Raw genomic sequence first — 22,579 nt, 5'->3', positions numbered from 1 at the left:
AATCAAAAGTTATAGGCGTAAGTAACCCATACCCGATTTTCTTCAAGATCAAACTCTTGCAGATTGGAATCACGTGAAACGCGTTGTGCATTCAGTGAAATATCTGAGCGGGAATTAATTTCAAAGCTAATACCCGCTTTAATTCTGATGCTTCTATCTGTTCGCTGTTCAGTAGAAAACTGCAATTCATACCAGCTATATTCCGTTGATAACTGCATCGTAGGTGATAATCGCCACTTACCAAACACGGTTACGTTATCTGTAATATTAAAGCGGTTTGTTTCGACATACTCGTCTTCACTCCGACTGAGACTTAAACCGTAAACGAGTCTGTTTTTGTCATAAACTAGATTGAAGAGCCCACTTTTTCGTAAAACAACACTTTCGTTGAATTCTATTTCATTGGCGTAGACGTTTTGCAGATACTCGCCAGGTAATAATTCATAATTAGCCGATGGAGGTAAAAAACAATCAGCAGCAGCGCTCGACCCACCGGGACAAACAAGCACACCAAGATTATTAACCTCAGTTTCTAAACCATTCATAACTCTAAGGCGCTCATTGTATGTTAACTGAGCAGAGACATGTCGTAAGCGATAACGACCTGAGACTTCAACTGAACGGCCATAATAGCGCTGATCTAAACTCACTTTAATTGACGAACGCCGCGTGGGCGCCAACAACATATCTAACGCCCAATAATCTCCGTCCTCAAGCAGAAGCTGATCCCGCCGAAACACGTTGTATGTCAAATTTATATAAGACGCTTTGCCGATTCTGTATTCTAAACCGGTACCCACTGAGCCGAATTCATTGTCAGCATTTGCGTACAGCTCATTTGACTCATAACGGGCTTTACTGACCCACGCCCATTGTTCTAATAAAGGTAAAGCCAACACCGCTTCAATGTTTTCAGACGTAAGATCGATAGCATTTTCACGAACATTTTCTGCATAACGGCCACTTATTTGCCAAAAAACACCGACAGTACGCTGTGCAGTGCCTAAAGCGAAATTCAACTCATAAAGCGCATTATCAAATGTGGCTTCGTTAAACTGAGGATCGTCATCATTAATTACAGGAAGTTCAGAATTAATCTTTCTGGCAGTAAAATTCACAACGCCTTGGGTCGCACGGTGTCTGGCAGTGCTTAACGCTAACGAAGTTCCCATATAACGAGTTTTACTCAGTTGCGAAAACCCGGTTATCTCATCCGCAAAAACACCGCGCTGCGTATTTCTAAGACGGTAACCTTCTCCGGCATTCAACGATAGCGCTACCCTATCATCCCAGGCAGATAATCGGCTGTTAAAATCAATATAATCTAATGTTTTGTCTGACCGTTGCGCGTCATCATAAAAAACATTTTTTTGCTTCCAATCCAGTACTGAAACTAAATATTTACTATCAAAAAGAAATGCAATATTTGGCGTTGCTGCGAGGGCGGCGCCCTCATCCCACTCACTACTTTGGGCTTGCTTAATCTGGTAGCCATACATATCAACGACAATACCAGGCTTAATTTGCAAATCGCCAGCAAGCAACATGTTACTGCTTATCAAGCATAGGGGCACTAGTAACCATACTACTCTGGGCAGTTTAGGCACCACCATAGTAATATCCGTATCCGTATTCTCCAACCTGAGTCCGATGCGCTTTGTTAATGACAAAACCTACAGCAATTTCAGGTGGTATCAGCGCGATAGATTGTTCAATTTCAGCCAATTTTGACTTATTTTCTTCAAGCACAATAAGCGCTTGACCACACATCATTGCTACAACTGCCGTTTCATTTACGCCGAGTAATGGAGGAGCATCAAACAACACAATACGATCTTTGTAACGTGTAGCAAACTCATCTACCAGCTCAGCCATTTTCTTACTTGCCAGTAGCTCGGTTGATAAATGGTGCGCTCTGCCGGCTGGGATAATCTTCAATCGCTCAACATTCGTTGATAAGATAATATCTTGCACGTCTATGTCATCAGAAGATAAATAGTCTGTAAGGCCAATACCACTTTCAAAACCCAGCGTCTTGGCCACTTGTGGCCGCAACACATCCGCATCGACCAACAGAACGGTTTTGTCTTGTTCCAATGCAATACTCAGCGCCAAATTAACAGACGTAAACGTTTTTCCTTCACCCGGCCGTGAACTGCTCACCAAAATAAGGTTTGGATGCTTAAGAGACGAACTTAACTGACCAAATGCATTATTAATAAGCTTGCGCTTTATTACGCTAAATTCTTCATTGATAGCGCGACGCTTGGACGATAAGGACACGAAATGGCGCTGCTCTAAATCTTCAAGGTCCAACTCAATACTGCGAGAAATATCATTTTTAAACTTACTTGCAACATTTAACGAAGCAGGTTGTGTAACCTTGCTCTCCGCAGGCTTATCGATTTGTTCCATCGACTCAATGGTTGAAAATTTTGCTTCTTGCTTCACAGTTGTAGATTTCGCTGACAACTGTTTATCAAGTGCTTTTTCTATAATACTCACTTTAAAACCCTCGATATTGCTTCAGCGGTACCACCAAAAAGCAGTTCATTAACCATTATGGTGGCATACAACGTTAGTAACAGCCCTGTTAACAATACAAAATAGATGAAATGCAAACGAATACGGCGCAACAACTGCGGCTTATTAGTATGCGATACAAAGCCAAATACCGGAATTTCAGAAATCGTTCTAAGTTGAGACACGGATATCAGCGTAGGCGATATTTGACTACGAATGAATGCGATCATGACACCAAGTCCAAATGCACCTATCAATACAGCAGTATAGAGTAATAACCGCTTTGGCCCTGACGGTGTAATGGGAACACGCGGTGGATCAATCACTCTAAATTGGGCATCTTGTTCAGAAACGTCGGCTTTTCGTGCCAATTCGGCCGCTTCACGACGTGTCAAAAGCGCTTCATATTGTGAGCGGTTAATCTCATAATCCCGGTTTAAACCAGTGTATTCTGCCTCAATTTCTGGTATCTGGCTTAATCTGCTTTCAAACTCAACAACTTTTCGTGAATACGCGGCCACTTTTACTCTGACTGACGCCACTTGCGCTTCCAGTTCTGACACATTCATCTTGAGTTGTTGTACATACTCATTTGCCACACCGGCACTCTGGTCACTGGATGCAACCTGAGTCAACATTTCTTGGCGCTGCTGTTTTAAAAAACTAAGCAACCGCTGGGTTTCAACAACATCAGGATGGTTCTCGGTATACTTAATTAACAAACCATCAAGACTGGTATTAAGTGAAGCAATTCGTTCATCAAATGGTGTAACAAAGTCTGGTGATACCGTCGAACCACCGTCAGAGGAGCCAGGAGCAAGCTGAGCCTTAGCTAGAACTAAACGTGTTTCTAGTTGCTGCAATTCTAACGTAGCAGATTCCAGGTTTTGCTTCTCAGCACTTAAGCGAGAATAATAATTGCTTTCTGAACTGGGCATCATAAACATTTTGTTTTTCTTAAATTCAGATAGCTTCCGCTCAGCCTCAACCAATCTGGTCTCGTATTCAGCGATTTGTTCACTTAAAAACTTTTCAGCACCCTTAGAGTCAGCTCTGGAAGAACCCAGATGATTTTCTACAAAAGTATTTAATGTTGCTTGCACGACTTTAAGTGCCAACTGGGGGGATTTATTGTGATAACGAATCACATAGATGTTTTCACGACCGGAAGATTGTATTTTTATGTCTTCCATAAGCGTATCAATAAGCGATTCATATTGTTTATCGTTTACCGCTTGTAAATCCAGATCTGTTTCTCGCGCTATTTTCACCAAATTAGGGCGACTGAGCAGGGTTTTAGCGAGTAACTTAATTTCCTGATCCGGATTGTTACGAATCGCAATACCTTTAAGCAACGGCTCCAACATTGTTTGTGTTTCGACGTAGAGTTTTGATTCAGATTCATAAACAGGTGGAAGCTGATGTACAACATACCAACCTAACAAACATGCCAACCAGGCAGTAATAATTACATAACGTCTATGTAACCATACCCCCCGGCTGTAGGTTGTAATTTGCTCAATAGCCTCTGTGAGTTGTTTCATCTGTCACTCCATGACGGTACTACAAAAAATAATCGCGCTTAAAACCAAGCTTCAGGAATAATAACTACGTCACCTGGCAGTATATCTACGTTAGCGGCAATATTTCCATCGCGGATAAGATCATCTAACCGTAAATCATACGTGACTTGAGAGCCATCTGTTACACGAACTAACTTGGCACTATTACCTGCAGCAAATTCGGTTAACCCGCCAACAGCGATCATCAAATCCAGTAACGTCATATATTCGCGATAACTTATTGCCTGAGGGTTTGTTGCGGCGCCTATAACTCTAATTTGTTCACTGTAAGGCCCGACGAAGTTAGTCACTGACACCGTAACTACAGGGTCGCGAATATACTTGCTTAATATTCCTTCCATTTCCCGTGCTAGCTGAGTTGGCGTTTTACCACTAACTGGCACATCTTCTACTAATGAAGTTGATATCTTGCCATCAGGGCGAACAATAAAGCTGCCAGAAAGCTCAGGGTTGCGCCAAACGAAAATTGTAACACTGTCGTTTGGACCTATCAAATATTGGTAATTATCGACAGATGTTGTCAGAGAGTTGTGTACGGTAGCGTTTGGCAAGTACGTACTGCCGCAACCTACCATTAAAAAACAAAAAAATAGCGCTAAGCTACGCTTTGCCAATATTGCTAATGCCATAATAATGCTCATCCTTTTGCAAATGCATTACTAATATAGCGCATAAATCTGCGCTTTTGCTGCAGAAAATGCAAATTAATTTTTCGTTTCGTTCTGTAAACTTCAACCGAACTGAGCTAAACTAGCCTAGTTAGTACAGAGACTATGTCTCGATAGTCTTATCGCAATGGATGCACAAGGATGTTGTCAAATGAATGCAAGTCGGTATGGAAGGAAATCTGTCGCTGACAAACTCTTTTTGTTTGGTGAATTGACACTGCTTTGCCTGTCAAGTTGGATTGCTATATTAATTCACAATACCAGCCACGTTGTTGTCTCCGCTGAAGCGAGTTTAATTAACATTTCTGTTTTTGCCGCTACGGTAATGCTCTGTGCCTTGTCGGTTGGGTTATACGATCACAAGCTACGTGAAGGCCACAAGGGTGTAGTTAAGCGTGTTATTATTACTCAGGTGTTTAGTACGATAATACTTCAGTTTATCGTGTTTCAAGTATTCCCCAGCGTTTACATAAGCGCACTATACCTGCTGTGCGCCTCAGTTATCGCAGCAATTAGTGTGTCGTTGTTTAGAGCGTTCTGTCAGATGCATGACATTAATCGAATCAGTCGCCGCCGTATTTTAATCTTGGGTGCAGGTAAGCGCGCTTCCATAATAGAGCGTCGTATGCGCCGTAACGTTGACCGTCGCGATTTCGAAATCCTCGGCTACGTTCCAATAGAGGGTGACGAAGAAGCTTCGATACAGCAAAACCGGCAAATAAGTCTGGATTACAGTAATAACTTGTTTAAATTCGTTATGGAAAACAAAATTGATCAACTGGTTATTGCCTGTGACGAGCGACGTAACAAACTCCCGGTAGAAGACTTGTTCAAATGCAAGACGCGTGGCGTTGATATAATAGAGATACTTGATTTTATAGAAAATGAAACAGGACAAATTGCCGTAAATCTGATTTATCCTAGCTGGATAATTCATTCAAATGGCTTAACGTCTAACCGCAGATTCAGAACCAGTCTTGGTTATGTTTTAAATGTTGTACTCGCCGTTATGTTACTGCTTTTTACCTGGCCTATCATGCTGATTACGGCTTTACTGATTTATCTAGAAGATGGTAGAAAAACATCAGCGCCCGTATTTTATAAACAACTGCGTGTTGGAATAGATGGCAGCCCATTTTATATTTTGAAATTTCGTAGTATGAAAACCGATGCGGAAAAAGACGGCGCGCAATGGGCTTCGAAAAATGACACTCGGGTAACCAAAGTTGGTCATTATATTCGCCGTTATCGAATTGACGAATTGCCGCAGTTATTCAATGTATTAAAAGGTGAAATGGGATTTGTTGGCCCTCGTCCTGAGCGTCCTGAGTTTGTTGTGGAACTTGCTAAGAATATTCCCTACTACAATAATCGTCACAATGTAAAACCAGGATTAACCGGTTGGGCGCAACTTAAATATCCTTATGGTGCAACAGCTGAAGATGCACAAGAAAAGCTTAAGTTTGATTTATATTACATTAAGCATCGCAGTTTAATATTGGATCTCGTTATTCTTATCAGGACTGTCGAAGTCGTGTTATTTGGTAGAGGCAGATGAACGAAGACCGATGCAAATAGCTTGCAAGCTTAGCACCTTGCAACTTTAGATTCGGTAAAGGCAATTGCGGTTGCCAATGATGTGACTTTACTTTTACGATAGGCGTCTCACTTAGCATGACAAATGATAAAGCGCTAAAAAGTAGCGTGTTGCACTCGCTGAAGTGGGTTGCATTAGGTAGAGCGACAACCCAAATACTGCGTTGGATACTTACCTTTTGGGTCATTAGCATTTTAACGCCAGAAGACTATGGGATAGTAGCAATAGCAGACATTTTGTCGAGTTTATTGGTCACGATGGCCTCAACAATCGCGATAAGCCCTCTTGTACAAGCGCGAACGTTGGACAAAGCTGCTATTTCATCCTATTTTGGTATAACACTTTGTATATACTTTTTACTTTTTTGCTTTCAGTACTTACTTGCTGAACCAATTGCTACTTTATACAAAACTCCATATGTAGCAGAGGTACTCAAGGTCAGCGCTTGGTGTTTCTTGCTAATGGCTTTTGAAACAATACCTTCAGCGCTATTAAGACGTGCAATGGCGTTTAAAAAATTAGCATTAATAGACGCCATGTCAAATATTATAGCCGCTATTAGCACTTTGCTTTTTGCAATTTACGGATACGGTTTTTGGGCATTAGTGTATGGAGGAATTGTTGCTGCTGCAGTGAGGGTAACATTGCTACTATATCACCACCCAGCACCGTGTTTACCAAGCTTCAACGTTAAACATTCTCTACCACTCATTCGATTTGGCGGTTCAATTTCAGTTTTCACCTTGCTTTGGTACATTTTTATCCACTTAGATATTACAATTGGTGGTTTACTACTCAGCACTACAGAAATTGGCATATTTACAGTAGCGCTTAACATTGCAGTAATGCCTCAGAGAAAAATACTTCCTCTAATAAAAGAAATTTCGTTTCCCGCATTTTCACAATTACAAGATGAGCCTGCTAAGATTTCATATTTTATTGTTAAAGCCCAACGCTTAGGTTTACTATTTACCTTACCTATTTTCTGGGGTTTAGCTGCAGTAAGTGATTATATTTTACCTATTATTCTAGGCCAAAAATGGGAAGCAGCGATTCTTCCAACCATGTTAATCTTAGTTCTGATGCCTTTACGCTTTAGTGACGAATTATTTCAGCCAGCCGCTAAAGCGCTAGGTAAGGTATCTTATTTGATTACCAATACTCTCATAATGATAGCGATAATTGCTTTAGCACTGTTTATAACAGCAGATTTAGGCGCTACTGGCTTGGCAATGGCGTGGCTGCTTGGTTTTCCTCTCATCTATATTATTGTACTTATAAGATATAGTCGGCTGTTTAATTTCCAGTTAGGTACATTTCTATATAGCATCAGCAAGATAGTGTTAAGTGCGGCTTTGATGGTTATCAGTGTCATAGCGACCAAACAGTTGTTGGGTACACCGAGCATCCTAAACTTGTTACTGTTGATATCAGTGGGCGGAGTAAGCTACCTCCTGGCATTGTTTGTCGTGGAACGAAAAATATTGAAAGAACTTAAACAAGCAATTTCAACACGTTAATTACAACAGTAGTTTTATTAGGATAAATAACATTGGGATGCTTAGTACAGCAATTCCAACAATACGCCAGATAATGTAATTTAACCGCGGTAGAGCAACTGCATTAAATTTCGCAATTTGGTAGTACTGTGCAATTGCGATACCTGCAAAAATATAACCAACCACGGCATATGTACGACTTAGAAAAAATATGGTACTGGCAAAACCTAACATAGAATAAAATAAACAGTCACTTAACCGCTTTTGCGCGCGTACCCGTGTAAAATTGTGGTTAAATAATTCTTCTTCACGGTCAGTGCCAAACTTTTCTGGTTTAACCGGTAACATAAGAGTATTAATTTTGCGTTGAGGGTAAACCATATACAGTGTTAGCAGCAAAAAAATCATCCATAATACATATCCAAAGAACCCTAGCTCCGCCAGTGTTAGAACATATGAATTGTGGGCCGTAATGTAGTTGTACTCCAAATAGTTTCCCTGCCCGATGCCAAGTACCGGTCGCCATAAAAACAGCTGCACACCTTCATACCATGAATCCACCCGCCCAGCTGCCGACTCTTCGTCTACATCAATCGAGCGGAACTTCATAAAGACAAATATAAGCCCTGGTGAAAGCAAAGCCGAAGTTATTATCGTTTTTGCTTTACCCCAATTCAAATAGCTAAAGACTCCGGCCATCGCAACCAACGATACCAAAGCACCTCGAGAATTTGTTAGATAAACACCATACAAAATATAAGCAGCAACCGCAGAAAAAATGCACTTGGTAATGAAGTTACCCTGAAATAGAAAGTACAACGCAAAAGGCAATGTCATAACAAAAAACATACCCAAATCGTTTGGATCGTTAAACACACCGACATAGGTTATTCGATCAAGCCAGGATAATGCACTTCCACTCCAGCCAATACCAACTGGACTGTTTTTTTGAGAAATGCCATTATTCACCATAACTAAAGAGGCCAATATCGCTATTAACATCAATACCTTACTACGCTTTACTGTTGTCGCTAACCCGCTAAATATAACAATCGGCAAGACTGACGAAATAATAAAATCAGATGCACTTTGCACCCCCCCCATCGCCCAGCCATTACGAATTCCTGACAGTAAAATAATTACCGTCAACGCCATACAGCATATTGTTTGGGGTGCGAGATACTTGTTTTTTTGCAATGCAATGTAACTAAAAAAAGCAAGTAGAAGCGACAAACGGATTATAGGTAGATCTTTTAACTCTGCCATCCATTCCTGTGGACGAACTAATACCAGTACCATATAGGTACACAGAAATAAAAACGGGACCAGTGCGTCCAACTGTACTTGCTGAATAATTCGTCTATTAGTGTTTGTTCCCATCATTTACTGCAACATCCTTTGTTTCAATTGTTTTAGCAGCGCTAAAGTATAACGAATCACATTGCTATAGCCGTTAAGCTGATAACACTGAACCTGCTCAGTACCATAGTCGGCTTTGTAGCTGAATTTATCACCAAGCATAAAATCATATTTCGCTCCGATACTTTGTTCAATTACCCAGCAGTGCAACATAGCCGAAGGGGACCAGCGGGCAAAATTATCGTGCCAGCCAGCCTGATAAAAATGTACGTTATCTCTGTCTAGCAAAAAGTAATGTATTGCTGCTATTTCATTGTCTATCCGAAGTATTGCCAATCTTATGCAGTCTGGCTGCTTTCTGGCAAACCCCAAATGAAAGCGGGTAAATGCCGGCGCGATAAATGCGCCTGCTTTTCCTTTCGCCTGCCAGCGCTTTTGATGCAAATTGGTTAATGTAGGCCAAAATGTTTCAACTTGCTGTGCATCAATCCAATTAAATGTCGCACGGCCATTAGTCTGTAATTTTTCAAACAGTTTCCACTTTCGCCGAGTTTGAGATGACTGTAGTGTTAACGGTCCACCTACAACCTGATACCTTAACCCTGCAGGTTTAACCTGTGTAAAACGAAGCAAACGAGCTAGCTGCAAAATGTTGGCATCGGCGAGAATAGCTCGCCAACTTATGTGGTAAAAATGCTCAGCATTTAGCTGTGCTGCCAAACCATGCAGTACCATTAGCGGAAATTCAGGAGCCAGCAGTAAATCAATAAATTCTGAAGCAACTTCAGCTTCTTCTGACTCACCTTGTCCCAACGGGTACAATACACGCCCAGCTCTTGTGCCTGGCTGGCTGTATGTAGGCAGCAGCGCGACAAGTTGCCCCTGCTGCTGATAAGCCCACACCTCCAGTTTCCAGTCATCCTGCCAGTAAATTGATATCCAATTACAGATCCATCTTGGGTCACAAAATAAGCTGCTGTCACATTGCTGATTTAGCGCTGACCAAGCTGACACCACAGAGTAAAGCTGTTCTAAATTACTGATTTTATACCATTTATCCAGGGGGAGCATCTACTCCCCCATCGATTTCAAACAGCCGCAATGGTAAAATGTGATTGCGTTTAGCTAGCAAATATAAACCAATTATGCACCAGGCAAACTCTTCGTCAGCAAGATACTCTATCGGGCAGCTAAAAAACACCGTAGCTTCCCTACCCCATGTCGCCAGAGGGCCCTTTAACCAATTACTGTGCGGCACCGGAAAACCATACTTGGGTAGGTACATTAGTGATGGTGTAAAATAACGCTCACCAATTTTACGTAGTACTGGCTTAACAGATTCAATACCGAAATAGCTGGTATCGCTCAGACTAGCCGCATAGGCAATGACAGGCTGGCAAACAAAAGGGCTTATAAGTTGAATACTATTATCTGCAGCTAAAGACTCCAATTCATAGAAATGATTTATCACACTGCTGGAAAAGATAATTTGTTTTAACTGAAGCAGAGCACGCTCATAAGTATCTACTGTAACGTTGCTGACGTTAAGCCCCGCTTTTATCAGTTCCTTGTCTAAAACCAAGCGGTCATTTAAACTTGCCTTTAGCGGTTTCTGCAACACAATCTGATTTACTGCTATAGCCTCATTTAGCGCATCAAACTGCAATAAGTGCCTCAATTTATAAGGTAAAGGCAAAACTTTAAACAGCCAGGGCCAATAAGGTATATAACGAAACACCTTCTTAAGCCGTTGGTTTTTTTTAAACCGTAAAGCAAAATGCTTTACGGCTTTGGAACCAAATAATGTATCAGCGCCTTCACCGTACAAAATTTTATCGAAGCTACCTTTAAGCTGCCTTAGAAGAATTAACAGCGATACCGCACTATGACAACGCGGTGGCACACCAAGCAACTCAACAACGTCAGCATAATGACGGGCAACGTCAGCTTCCTCTACCGCTATAATTCTGTGCTCTACGCCCAGCTCAGCAGCAAACGTTTTTGCCGTTTCCAATTCAGGATTGTGATGTCCTTCATGTTGTGGAGTAATAGCAACTACATTGAGATTAAGATCACAGCATATTCCTAGCAAAATGGAAGAATCAACACCACCACTCAAAAGAACCGCGACGCGATCGCCAGGACGAACAGATGCTCTGATATTTGCCAATAATAATTGATGAACTCTGTCAGCATGAACTTGCAACGATTCATCAGTTACTCCAGCTCGCGCCTCTGGCAAAATACCATAACGGACTAAAGTATGAATTGAGGAGCCTGGCGATAACTGACACACCGCAGCGTGCGGCAACTTATTAATATCTGCAAATGGCGTTGTTGTTCCGCTTAACCAGCGATAATTTAACAGTTCCATAACAGCCGGCACAGAAAAATTAGTGGGGGTACCGTGACCGAAGTTCGCAATATTGGCAAGTCCTGTAAGGCTTGGACTTAACCAAATCCCCTCTTGCGTCGACCAGTAATACATACGCTGGCCACCAAGCCGGTCAGTAACTACGGAGATGCTATTATTAACCTTATTTAACACTAATAGATTATAGGCACCGTTTAGCTGGTCTAGTGCTGCCACTAACATCGGTGCGGGTTGTTGTAACAACGTTAACCAGTAAGCAGGGCTTATCAATACTTCTGGATTATGGATATAGCCAAAAATCAGCACTGCAGCTGTACTATCTTCGGCAAATTGAGAGGGAGCAAAGGCTGACACCCGATAAGTACCAATTGTGCATTTTACCGGCGCGTTAGGCAGATACTCGTTACCAAGAAATACTTTGCTATCATTAATCATTGTTTTAACCTGCTCAGCAAGGCCTTACCCATTTGTTTCACTTGCTGCAGCAACATGTACATCGCAGGTAAAGGATCCCACCAGACAAAGTAGATAAATACATGCTTCTGCCGAGCGTTACGGCAATAATCTCGTAATATTTCCATTACGCTCTCACCATCCTTACGCCTGGAAAAAAAATCTTCATACAAACTGACAAATATCACATTACTTTGCATCTTAGGGTTTACAGGCAAAGTTTCGCCCTGCAACAGCTGATAACTCGCAAAAGCATTATTGATACCACAATAGGTATCAAAGTAATTGCACATCCCAAGCCTTGGGTTAAGTTCAATATAGTAATACTCTCCGTCTCTTGGGTCTCTTTTAAACTCTAACATTGCTGGACCCACATAACCCAGCGCTTTCCCTATTGTCCGGCATAGCTGAACAACCTCTTCATTTTGCTGACTTCGTGCATAACTGGTAACACCAAAGTGCGATGGGGACAATCTTAACCGGTTAAAAGTAAACGCCTGCACCAATTCATTATTCTGATCAAAAAAACAGTTACATACCCATTGACAACTGTCATCACCCGGCACAATTTCCTGAGCAATTAAGTGCTGTAATTGCAACTTGTATTGGCTAAAAAACGTTTTCACTTGAGTCACAGATGTCAAGATCCGGTTTTTACTTCCCAATACCATATGCTTATGCGACCGTGGTTTAATAATTATGGGCAAAGTTAAACAGGCTAACAATGACGACGCATCCTGTAACACCTGTACCGTTTTAGGTAAGGCACAATAACTTGCGATAAACTGCGTTTCCCATGCTTTATCAATCAGCATCTCTGTAATTTGCGCAGGAGCTTCCAGATACAGCAACCTGGGTTTTAATTGTGAGGTGTGCTCAGATAAAAAACTCACAAACCAATCGGAAGTTGGAATGACAATAGTGCCAAAAGCTACATCACTCAATACCGCCAGCAGACTAGCTTCTGAGTTGGCGTCAAGCACTGTTTTTCTTTCAGGTAAACGGGAATAATTAATAACATCCAACGACGAGGTGCTGATAACCCAAGGTTTTATTCCTTTGAGGTATAAACTTCGTGTCACCCCTAGTCCGTTTGGGCCAGCACTGAGTACGACAACGGAAGGGGTCATATCAGTTGCTCATAAACGAAAAAGACTTGTTGACCATTTGCTTCAATTGCCAGACAGACGTATTCTCATCAATAGAAAAACGACAAAGGGAATAACGGTTATCAAATCCTAGTTTTGCATTTATCCCGGGGATAAATGTGAATGCCAATTTATAGCCGGCTTGCTGTGCTACATTCAGCGTGTTGCGAGTGAAAGTATCTGATCCACCTACAGGATACGCAACTGACAATATCTCTCTGTGCAACATGGTTTCCAGACGCTGCTTAGATTGTGTTAGCTCAACCAACTGTTGCTCGGGTGTAAGGTGCGCAAGTATGTTGTGAGATAAGGTATGAGAGCCGATATGCATGCCATTATCTGCCATCTCTTTTAGTTGTTGCCAGTTAACTAACAACTCTGTCGGCTCAGGCATGCCAATATGGTCTAAATGCAAGGCAACCTTAACTTGCTTCAGTTTCTCCTCCATCGGCAGGCTGTTGTCTTGCTTAACCGCTTTTAGCAAACGCCGAACCCGCATCCCAATTGCGCCGTCGACAATATTGATCGCTGAAGGCCAATGCGCTAGCTTAACACTAGCGTTACCAGAATGACGTACTATCCAACCCACTTCATCCCACCAAGGGATCTGAGGTTTATCAATATAATCTGTCGAGACAAAAAAAACGGCTGTTAATCCAGCTGATTTCAACATCGGGTATGCGAGTTGATAGTTATCTATGTAACCATCATCAAAGGTCAAGAGCGCCAGACGCTCAGACACACGCTGCTGACTGTTGTGCAATGAAATTAATTCATCAATGCTAATCACATCAAAATTCGTCTGATACATGCGAAGATGTTGTTCAAAACGTTCAGGCGTGCAACTGTAAACGTTGGGATCGAACTCGGAGTCGGCAGCAGAACCAATGCGATGATAGTTAAAACAATAGACCCCACCAGGGCGACGTTGCCATTTCAACGCCATGTGCCCCGATAAGACTTCAATCGCAGATCTGCTGCAGCCTTTAAAATTCATATTACATTCCCTTTGTACCCAATTCCTTTTTGAGTAGCGGCATATTCTTCGGCTTTGCGATTAGATAATCCCTAAAATTGTTAGGATTTCCACTCTCGCCAGCCTCTGCCGCTTTCGCAATGTTATACATCTCTCTCGCGCTTACATAATGCAGAACATAATTGTCGCCGTCATTGTACTTGGCTTGTAAATGCGCACACATATTGGCAAATGGCGCCCCCAACAGCGTGTCCATATCTTCTTCCTGAGTACCGTGAGTGTGTACTTTAACAAACACCCATTCTGGTCTGCCGGCAACATGAATATTAGAGTTAACCCATAGATCAACACGTTCAGGCGTTGGCGGCATACTTTTGCGCACGTCGGCGTTTTCTATTTGTGGAAAGATACCCTTTTTTCTGACCTTCCAGTTCAACCCTATCGGCCCGGTGATTAACATTAAATCACCCCATGGCTTGCCGTTGACCTCGACCAAACGCCCGGTGTTATGTGAGTTTGGCTGACCTGGTTTATCTTTGGCATAATAAATGGCATTAACCATCGCAGGTTGAGTATTGCTTGGCGCTGAAGGAAACGTGAAGTCGGCATAGCAACCGGTTTCTTTTAATACAATAAGTTCATCATTAACGCCGCACCAACGTCCGTCTGGCCGACAATTATTTAGTGACCAATTGCCATGTATAAAGCTATAACTTAATGCTCCGGTAGCCTCATCTCTGACAAAAGCACCATGGTCACGATGCAGTAACTCGGTAAAATTAGTCAGTGTCTTCCGTAAATTGTCACTGGTATCATTGTCATGATGCAGATGCACTTCAATTTCGCCAAAACCGCGGTAGCATAAGTCAGATATTTTGGCAAGATGCTCAAATCGATATTCTTCTTCAGGATAATAAAAGCAATGTTTAGGGTAGCAGCCATCTGCATCTTTAAACTGGCCTGCAACAGCCGGGTAGTCATTGAACCAACGGTCTACACGGGCCCTTTCCTGTTCAATAGAAATCTGACGCCCCCACTGCGGTTCGTAATGATCGACAAAACAAAATAGCACATGCTTAGGACCGTTAACGGGAACCTGCCGTTTTAAAATATGACGGATATAATTGCCCAGCCAGTTTTCCATATTTTTCTGGCGAACAATGGCCCAAAAAACCGCACCAAAAAGCATTACACCCAATACAAATAACATCAACATTACCTTTCTGTCCTCTGCCAACTACCCTGAATATTTGTGGTGAAATAACGTACAAAGCCAACTAAAAGTGCATAATTCATCGACGTAAAAAACACCATAAGGGACATTATCGTGGATAATCGTCGTCCTTTAATATGCTGGGCATAACCGTAAATTGCTAAACAATAAAAAACTATCTGTAAGACAAATAGTGCGATATAACGGCTATCCTGCAATAGAAACAGGTTACTCACTAATGTCAGTATCATTAAATGTGGTACAAACCAACGCAATAATTTGTGACTGATAAAGCTAAAGAACCGCCATCCATTAAACGGGTTCATTAGCCACCCCATTTGAAAGCATGCTTGATAATTACCTAAGCCAATGCGTATGCGACGGCCCATTTCAGCGCCAATCGTTGGCGCGCTATCTTCGATAGCGACAGCTTCCGGGTCATATTTAACCTTAAACCCTCGGCGCGCGATATTCATCGCAATGTGGAAGTCATCAATAATGGTATTGGTAGCTAATGGCTGGTACAGCTCAGTACGAATGGCATAATTCGCACCATTTGCCCCCAACAGTGCATCGAATCGAGCTTCGTGAAATTTCAACACTCTTTCGTATCGCCAGTAAACGCCGTCGCGGTTGTTACCACTTTGGGCATCGACAAGTTGTAACTCGCCACAAACTACCCCTACATTGTCATCGCTAAAATGCCGTGCTAAGTTTCGGATAGTATCTGGCTCAAAAACGGTGTTGGCATCGGTTAGCACGGTTATATTGCTGCTCACTTGGGCCATCAAATCGTTAAGTACACTTACCTTGCCACGATTTTGAGTAAACAAACATGCCGTTAATCGAGGATCGGTTATTGCCGCAAGAATCTTAGCCGTGTCGTCCTGACTTCCGTCAGAACCTACAATTAATCTTAATTTATCTGCAGGGTAGTTTTGGGCAAGAATGTTCTCAACCCTTGCAGCTATGCAGCTTTGCTCATTATATGCAGCAATAACAACCGTGATATCGGGTAGTAAATTATCATCATGAACCGCCACAACACGCCTTGGCTGTGCACTCCAGACAAAACGATTGTCACACCACAATTGCAGTACTGCACTACAGCACATTAACAGTAGTGGATACAAAGCATAGCTATAGAGTATCGCAATGATACTGACCCAAAAAACCCATTCCATGGTAATGCAATTTCCTTATGTTAATTCAACGCACATAGGGTTTAGCCGGAATACCCAACATAGTAACTGCCGCTGGAGCCGATTTAGTTACTACCGCATTAGCGCCTATTTTCACGTGTTCACCAATATTTACCGCACCAATGACTTTAGCGCCAGCGCCGATAAAAATATCGTTTTCAAGTACCGGAGAACGGCCTTTTTCATCACCTATTACTACGCCACTTTCAATTGTGATATTAGCGCCACCACGCACTTTAGAGTTAATCACGACGCCAATGGGGTGCATTAAAACGAAACCGGGCCCAAAATCTGCGCCTACGCCAATAACACAACCATTGAAAAATTTGTTGAGCTGGTAACACAGGTAGGCTAACGGCGATAATCTGGTGACAGCACACCAGCGCATCAGTCGATATAAAACGTTTGCTAAGGTGCCATCTGCCATTACCACTCTTAGCATGCTAACAGGTGCGCCATCGTTATGAAAAATTTGCTGTTTTCTTATCAAATCCGCCTTTAAATTTTTCATTTTGGCAGTAGACCCAGCAGTTGCTCAGCATTATGTTTCCACTGCCGATGTTGCTCGATATAAATACGGGCATTTTTACCAACCTGACGCTGCTGCGTTGTATCTTCGACAAGCTCTAATGTTCTGTCTATACAGGCTTGGCGATCATTCGCCGGAAACAACCATCCCGTCTCGTTATCAGCAACCACCTCTACCACTGGCGAAAAGTCTGGAATAACCATGCCCTTTGCCATAGCCATAAACTCAAACAGCTTCATCGGCGAACCATAATCATTTGAATCAGGTAAAATGCCATAATCCATTGCGCCAATGTAAGTGGCAATTTCACTATGCTCAACCCGACCTGTTAGCAAAATTTGTGATGAAACTCCGGCGCTTTCAATACGTTGTTTTATTGGTTCAAAACTCACGCCATCACCAACCAATAGCAAGACTAACTTTGGATAGGCTTTGATTTTATCAACCATTAAATCTACAAACCAATCTATACCATGCCAATGAACGAAGGCCCCTACGTACCCCAAAACCACTTTATCCGCTATGTCTAAACGCTGTCGTAATTGCAGCGATGCAGCATCATCAATGATAAATTGTGATAAATCAGCGGCATTAGGAGACACCACTGACGGCGCAATCTGGGGATGCCCTGTCATGGCAACTTGTTGAAAATGGCCAGAAATAAACACCAAACCGGTCGCATTTTTAAAAATCCAACCTTCAACTTTCCGTGCCAGCGTCCGAAAAAACAGCGACCTAACCCGATGTACCAGACATGAGTCGTTTATTTCCAAAATAATAGGCTTGCTGTTACGTCTGGCCCACCATACCGAAGTGAACATAAACAGGGAATAACGCTCATAGATAACATCAATCTGGTGAGTATGCACAGCCTTGCGCAAGCGTAATAATGCAGGAAAATTGTAAGCCAGTTCAAATAACTCGAACACCGCCTCTGGTACATAACGCGTTAAATCAAGCAGCCATCGTAATACCGGATTGCCCTTTTTAGCCCCGGGGTTAGTTGCTGTAGAAGTGTTATTTTGTGGCGTACTTTCTGGGTCTGCTCCAGGAAGCGATAACAAGTGCACCTTATGGCCTAGCTGACGCAAGCCATTAGTCACACCCATAATATGCACACCTTCTGCACCTTTTCCGCGTGTTCGGTGATGGAACAAAATGTTCATGCTATCACTCTGATGTTGTCTGTTGATCGAACATAAGTATTAGAAATGGATCAAAAAAACTTTGATAAGTTAAGTTTTTATCACTACCTGCCAACATATATCGTTTTCTCCTTCTTTAACTTATAGCTATTTGGGCATACTAATTTATTAATGATATGCCCCTACCAACTCAGGCATTGAAATTACTTTCATTTAATAAACACTGTAATCGGTGTTTGTTTTCTTGCCAGGTAAACTGCGAGGCATGCTGAACAATGTCAGACCGACACCAGTCTTTTTGCAGCGCAAGTATTAGTGTTTGTGTTAAAGCCGCTGCGTCGGCACTAGGGACTAATAAGCCACTGAGTTCAGGCTTTACAACTTCAGGTATGCCACCTACAGCTGAAGCAACAACGGGAGTACCAGCAGCCATCGCCTCCAGTAAAACGTTCGGGACACCTTCATGATAGCTTGGCAGCACCAAAAGCTCTGCATGCTGCATTAACTGAGGTAACACACTATGCGCAACACTCCCAAGCAGTTCAACTTTATCTCTAAATACCTGCCCACAAAGATACTGCTCCATGCTTTGGCGCATATCGCCCCGACCTGCCACCAGCAGTTTCAGTTTTGGATAACGCAGGCTAACTTCGCCAAACGCCTGCAACAGCTCCATCACACCTTTATCTTTTTTTAAGTTACCAACAAACAGCAAATAGTTCTCTGGTATCGGACGTTCACATTTCTGGCTGAATAAATTATGGTCAACGCCGTTATACACTACATGAATTTTGTCTCTTGCAATACCTAATTGCACCATTTGCTGCTTGAGCTCGGCTGAAACCGAAATAACACCCTTCGCCTGCTTTGCTGCTGCTACAATTTGCCTAGCCCGTGCCTCTTCTTCACCATGCAGATGAATATCAGAGCCATGAACTTTAAAAAAGAACCTGCATCGATACAGTTTGGCTAACCAGCTACTTGCTACCGCATCAGGAAATGCCCAGCTAGCGAGAATAATCTCTGGCTTATGGCGGCGTATCCAAAGGCCCGAGTGCAGCAACAATGATAAATACATAAAATAAGAATAAAAGCGACGGCCAAATTTAGGTGTAAAAAAATAAGGTACATAGCGCAAAGTAGCACTTTGCTTAATTTGCCGGATGTTTTTAAACCATACAATAAAACTCACTGGTACCAACACCGACATCTCGAAGGCATCTTCAAGTTGAGCAAACTGCTGACGGTTAAATGTGGCTCTTTCAGGCTCCCAAGGTAACGGATACAAATTAGATATAACCACTAATCGAGTGCGCGACTTCAATTTAAACCTCGCATATAGTTACCCGGTACTTACCACTCGCCGTTAGCGGGATATCATCAACAAACTTAAAGGTTAACGTAAGCTCATGCGCTGCATAACGGTTTATTTCATTGCAAATGGCCAACTTATCGCCATCGGCTAAACCGTTTTTTGTCACAATACAGATAATAAGCTCGTCAATATCTGATTGTCTCACTTGAAACTTATCAATACTGGCAAATTCTTTAAACAGATGTGGAAACAGCTCGCCAGGGATAAGTTTGCCTGAGCGCGTTTTTATAACGTCCAACTTACGTCCGTCTATGCTAGACATCAGAGGCAACGGATTACCACAGCCACAAGCAGCATTATGCAAGGTAGCCCGATCACCATTTTGATAACGTATAAGTGGCATGCCATAGTTAAATAAATCTGTCAGCAGTACGTCGCCACTTTCACCATTGTTAACCTGGCCATCTTGATTGACAGTTTCTACCAGTAAATGATCAGAGTTTATATGCAGCTTTTTATGTGTTTTGCATTCAGCAGCAATAAGCATGACTTCACGACAGCCGTAGGTATTATAAACCGGACAGGAAAAAGCTTTTTCAATCGTGTCGCGCTGGTATTCATATAGCGGCTCAGCACCGGTTAAAATACTGTTCGGTCGGTGAACTACAATATTTTGCTGCAAAATATGTTTTGATAACTCATATAATGGATTGACATAGGCCACCATTGCATCGGGTCGATACGCATTAATTTGCGCTATATACTGATGCATATTGTCGGGTGCCATAGAAAATGAATTCAGCATTTTGCGGTTATAAAGACCATGATAAAGACGCTCTTTTATTTGCCTGGCGAAGGACACCTGACCAATACCGGCGCCCCACAAGTACAACGTGCGAACCCCTAAACCTGCACCAAGCCAGTCATAACCCCGCCACATAATTGCTTCACGCCGGGTATTGCTGTTAGCGTCCAATTCAAACCTTAATGGTGTCCCCGTAGAGCCACCAGTAGATTTAACAATATTGTTATCGAAGTTTTTTGCTTTTAGCTGGTCATAATGCTGCTGAATATCCGCTTTAGTCAGTATCGGCAATTGCTGAAACTGCGCCATACTATCTACAGTACGTATATCGTCAACACCGGCTTTTTGCCAGCGCTGATGGTAGTAAGGGCTATTGTCAAAACAATGTTTTAAAAGGCGTGTTAACGACTGCCATTGCAGTGCGCTAAGTTCATCCGGCGACAGAGCGATATGCTTGGAATACTCATTTACATAGCGAATTAAAGGTTTACCTTTAATCACTGCCAGCAATGGCAAGACAACACCTTGTAATAGGTGTGGGTACAATTTCATATATTACGCATCCATTCGCAATTTCAACTAACAAAACATTTATAACAGTGAATCACTGAGCCAACAAAATTGAGTATAAACGAAAGATAAGGAGACAACCAACAGTTGATTATTAATGACTTACAGTTCAAACTCAGCGAAGGATGCCTGAGTAAGCTTAATACTCTCTGGCCGTTAGTATTCACGGAGCGTCATGGATGACAATTAAACATGCCAACACCCTGTTTTTGCTGCAAATCATTCTTTTAGCTTGTAGTTTACTACTCTATCCTCAAATCGTGGTTGATTGGCGCACTTACAGTTTTGATGATGGAACTTACTCTCACGCCTACCTGATGCCGTTTATTATCATCACCTTACTATGGCAACAACGCAATAACGTCCAACTTCGATTCAACCTCCTCTTTCTTGCTACTACCTTAGGTTTAGCACTTGTGTTAGCGGTTAGCATAACCTCGCAATTGATAAGCCTGACCAGACTGTTATTTCCGATGTATGTCATTTTACTTTTCTGTAGTTTGGTTAAACCAAGTAAAGGCTTAATAGTGCCACTGGCCTTATTGTGGTTTATTTCACCGGTATGGGGCAGCCTTATCGGACCACTGCAGTACATCGCTGTTGTAATAACCACTTTTTTCATGCAGCTAACGCATATTCCCGTTTATGTCGAAGGTAATTTTGTTCAAATTCCACAGGGCGTGTTTGAAATAGCTGAGGGTTGTAGCGGGCTGCGCTATTTCATTGTTTCACTGGCACTAAGTACGCTGCTATGCCACCTTCAGTTGCGTAAAGTTAAAAACATGCTGCTGGTGACCTTATGTGCGATATTTGGTGCAATTTTGGTCAATGGCATACGGATAGTGATGATTATCCTTATTGGGTACTATAGCGATATGCAAAGCAGCATTGTTAAAGATCATAATATGTTTGGTTGGTTCTTATATATTCCATTTATCATGGCGCTTTTTTATCTGGTCGGTAAACTGGAACCCCAGCCAACAGATGATAACAATGCCTACAAGCCACAGCAATTAAGTGCTCGCAGCAGTATTGTGGTCATTTTCATGGTAGTCGCCTGCTCTGGATTAAGTCTTAGAGCGCTAACAAATCAACATCCTCTGTTTAGTTACACGCCTATTACTATTACACCAGAAGCTTCATCCATGCAGCCATCTGCGTATATTGCAGCTTATAGCAATAAAACCCTGCAACACCTTACGGTTAATGACCATGAAATAATTAATATTCGCTTTGAATTTAATGGCCAGCATGAGGCCAATCGTCCAGATTATTACCTCAACGAAGTTATTCCGAAAGGCTGGAATAAGGTCAACAGCGACCTTACCGCTACTAGCCGCCTTGTGAGATTGACCAATTTGGCCGGAGAACACGCCATCTTGCAATATTGGTATGAGGCCAATGGGAATAGCACCGGTTCTCTGGCTGTTTATAAACGGTATAGAATTCACCAGGCGTTCAAGCTAAATGCGTACTCCGCCATGCAGTGGCAGTTTGTGCTGTGTCAGACTACGCTGTGCACTGATGAAGCCACTATATTAACTATGTTGGCGACAAAAAATCATTCTGGGCAGTAATTTATGTAGCACGCCACAGCAACGTGGCATTAACTGTAGATTC

18 protein-coding genes are annotated in these 22,579 nt (G+C 42.3%); 3 read left to right on the top strand and 15 right to left on the bottom strand.

Annotated elements, in window-relative coordinates:
- Nucleotides 1–2 precede the first annotated feature (2 nt).
- From ORJ00_RS02265 to ORJ00_RS02250, 4 genes are read right to left on the bottom strand one after another with little or no spacing between them, the layout of a single operon-like run.
- The gene (locus ORJ00_RS02265; protein WP_306138873.1) at nt 3–1,613 is read right to left on the bottom strand and encodes an outer membrane beta-barrel protein; all 1,611 of its coding nucleotides are present in this window, start codon (nt 1,611–1,613) and stop codon (nt 3–5) included.
- Entirely contained in the window at nt 1,600–2,505 is a 906-nt protein-coding gene (locus ORJ00_RS02260; RefSeq protein ID WP_306138871.1) for an XrtA-associated tyrosine autokinase, read from the bottom strand. Before ORJ00_RS02260 ends, ORJ00_RS02265 begins: the two co-directional genes overlap by 14 nt.
- Entirely contained in the window at nt 2,502–4,067 is a 1,566-nt protein-coding gene (locus tag ORJ00_RS02255) for an XrtA system polysaccharide chain length determinant (RefSeq protein WP_027670822.1), read from the bottom strand. The genes ORJ00_RS02260 and ORJ00_RS02255 overlap by 4 nt, the downstream gene beginning before the upstream one ends.
- A 38-nt stretch (nt 4,068–4,105) precedes the next feature.
- Nucleotides 4,106–4,735, bottom strand: coding sequence for an XrtA/PEP-CTERM system exopolysaccharide export protein (locus ORJ00_RS02250; protein ID WP_027670821.1), 630 nt, complete (start codon nt 4,733–4,735; stop codon nt 4,106–4,108).
- A gap of 166 nt (nt 4,736–4,901) precedes the next feature.
- On the opposite strand from ORJ00_RS02250, the gene ORJ00_RS02245 reads away from it, so the two are divergent.
- Together ORJ00_RS02245 and ORJ00_RS02240 are read left to right on the top strand one after the other, a co-directional pair.
- On the top strand, nt 4,902–6,332 hold the full coding sequence (locus ORJ00_RS02245; protein WP_306138869.1) for a TIGR03013 family XrtA/PEP-CTERM system glycosyltransferase: 1,431 nt from the start codon (nt 4,902–4,904) through the stop codon (nt 6,330–6,332).
- Between the two features lie 116 nt (nt 6,333–6,448).
- On the top strand, nt 6,449–7,891 hold the full coding sequence (locus tag ORJ00_RS02240; protein WP_306138868.1) for an oligosaccharide flippase family protein: 1,443 nt from the start codon (nt 6,449–6,451) through the stop codon (nt 7,889–7,891).
- On the opposite strand, the gene ORJ00_RS02235 is transcribed toward ORJ00_RS02240, so the two are convergent.
- From ORJ00_RS02235 to ORJ00_RS02185, 11 genes are all read right to left on the bottom strand, one after another.
- On the bottom strand, nt 7,892–9,253 hold the full coding sequence (locus ORJ00_RS02235) for an O-antigen ligase family protein (RefSeq protein ID WP_306138866.1): 1,362 nt from the start codon (nt 9,251–9,253) through the stop codon (nt 7,892–7,894).
- On the bottom strand, nt 9,254–10,300 hold the full coding sequence (locus ORJ00_RS02230) for a GNAT family N-acetyltransferase (protein ID WP_306138864.1): 1,047 nt from the start codon (nt 10,298–10,300) through the stop codon (nt 9,254–9,256). It abuts the gene before it with no gap.
- Complete coding sequence (locus ORJ00_RS02225) at nt 10,284–12,038, bottom strand: asparagine synthase-related protein (protein ID WP_306138863.1); 1,755 nt, start codon at nt 12,036–12,038, stop codon at nt 10,284–10,286. The genes ORJ00_RS02230 and ORJ00_RS02225 overlap by 17 nt, the downstream gene beginning before the upstream one ends.
- A complete protein-coding gene (locus ORJ00_RS02220; RefSeq protein ID WP_306138862.1) occupies nt 12,035–13,186 on the bottom strand; it encodes a carboxylate--amine ligase in 1,152 nt (383 codons plus the stop codon). The genes ORJ00_RS02225 and ORJ00_RS02220 overlap by 4 nt, the downstream gene beginning before the upstream one ends.
- Nucleotide 13,187: 1 nt before the next feature.
- On the bottom strand, nt 13,188–14,201 hold the full coding sequence (locus tag ORJ00_RS02215; protein ID WP_306138861.1) for a polysaccharide deacetylase family protein: 1,014 nt from the start codon (nt 14,199–14,201) through the stop codon (nt 13,188–13,190).
- A gap of 1 nt (nt 14,202) precedes the next feature.
- Complete coding sequence (locus tag ORJ00_RS02210) at nt 14,203–15,396, bottom strand: hypothetical protein (RefSeq protein WP_306138859.1); 1,194 nt, start codon at nt 15,394–15,396, stop codon at nt 14,203–14,205.
- Nucleotides 15,396–16,577 carry a glycosyltransferase family 2 protein gene (locus ORJ00_RS02205; protein WP_027670813.1) on the bottom strand — a complete coding sequence of 394 codons (1,182 nt, stop codon included), beginning with the start codon at nt 16,575–16,577 and terminating at the stop codon, nt 15,396–15,398. The genes ORJ00_RS02210 and ORJ00_RS02205 overlap by 1 nt, the downstream gene beginning before the upstream one ends.
- Nucleotides 16,578–16,602: 25 nt before the next feature.
- Nucleotides 16,603–17,106, bottom strand: coding sequence for a serine O-acetyltransferase (locus tag ORJ00_RS02200; protein WP_027670812.1), 504 nt, complete (start codon nt 17,104–17,106; stop codon nt 16,603–16,605).
- The gene (locus tag ORJ00_RS02195) at nt 17,103–18,290 is read right to left on the bottom strand and encodes a glycosyltransferase (protein ID WP_306138858.1); all 1,188 of its coding nucleotides are present in this window, start codon (nt 18,288–18,290) and stop codon (nt 17,103–17,105) included. Before ORJ00_RS02195 ends, ORJ00_RS02200 begins: the two co-directional genes overlap by 4 nt.
- A 169-nt stretch (nt 18,291–18,459) precedes the next feature.
- On the bottom strand, nt 18,460–19,593 hold the full coding sequence (locus ORJ00_RS02190) for a glycosyltransferase (RefSeq protein ID WP_027670810.1): 1,134 nt from the start codon (nt 19,591–19,593) through the stop codon (nt 18,460–18,462).
- Between the two features lies 1 nt (nt 19,594).
- Nucleotides 19,595–20,941 (bottom strand): phenylacetate--CoA ligase family protein, encoded by a 1,347-nt coding sequence (locus ORJ00_RS02185; RefSeq protein ID WP_027670809.1) that lies wholly within the window; start codon nt 20,939–20,941, stop codon nt 19,595–19,597.
- Between the two features lie 197 nt (nt 20,942–21,138).
- Between ORJ00_RS02185 and xrt the strand changes: the two genes are divergently transcribed.
- Nucleotides 21,139–22,536 carry an exosortase gene (xrt, locus tag ORJ00_RS02180; protein WP_306138856.1) on the top strand — a complete coding sequence of 466 codons (1,398 nt, stop codon included), beginning with the start codon at nt 21,139–21,141 and terminating at the stop codon, nt 22,534–22,536.
- Nucleotides 22,537–22,579: the final 43 nt, after the last annotated feature.

The sequence above is a fragment of the Rheinheimera baltica genome (assembly GCF_030731985.1).
Lineage (GTDB): Bacteria > Pseudomonadota > Gammaproteobacteria > Enterobacterales > Alteromonadaceae > Alishewanella > Alishewanella baltica.
Note: the sequence above shows the minus strand (reverse complement) of the source record. Positions and strands in the feature narration are given on the sequence as shown.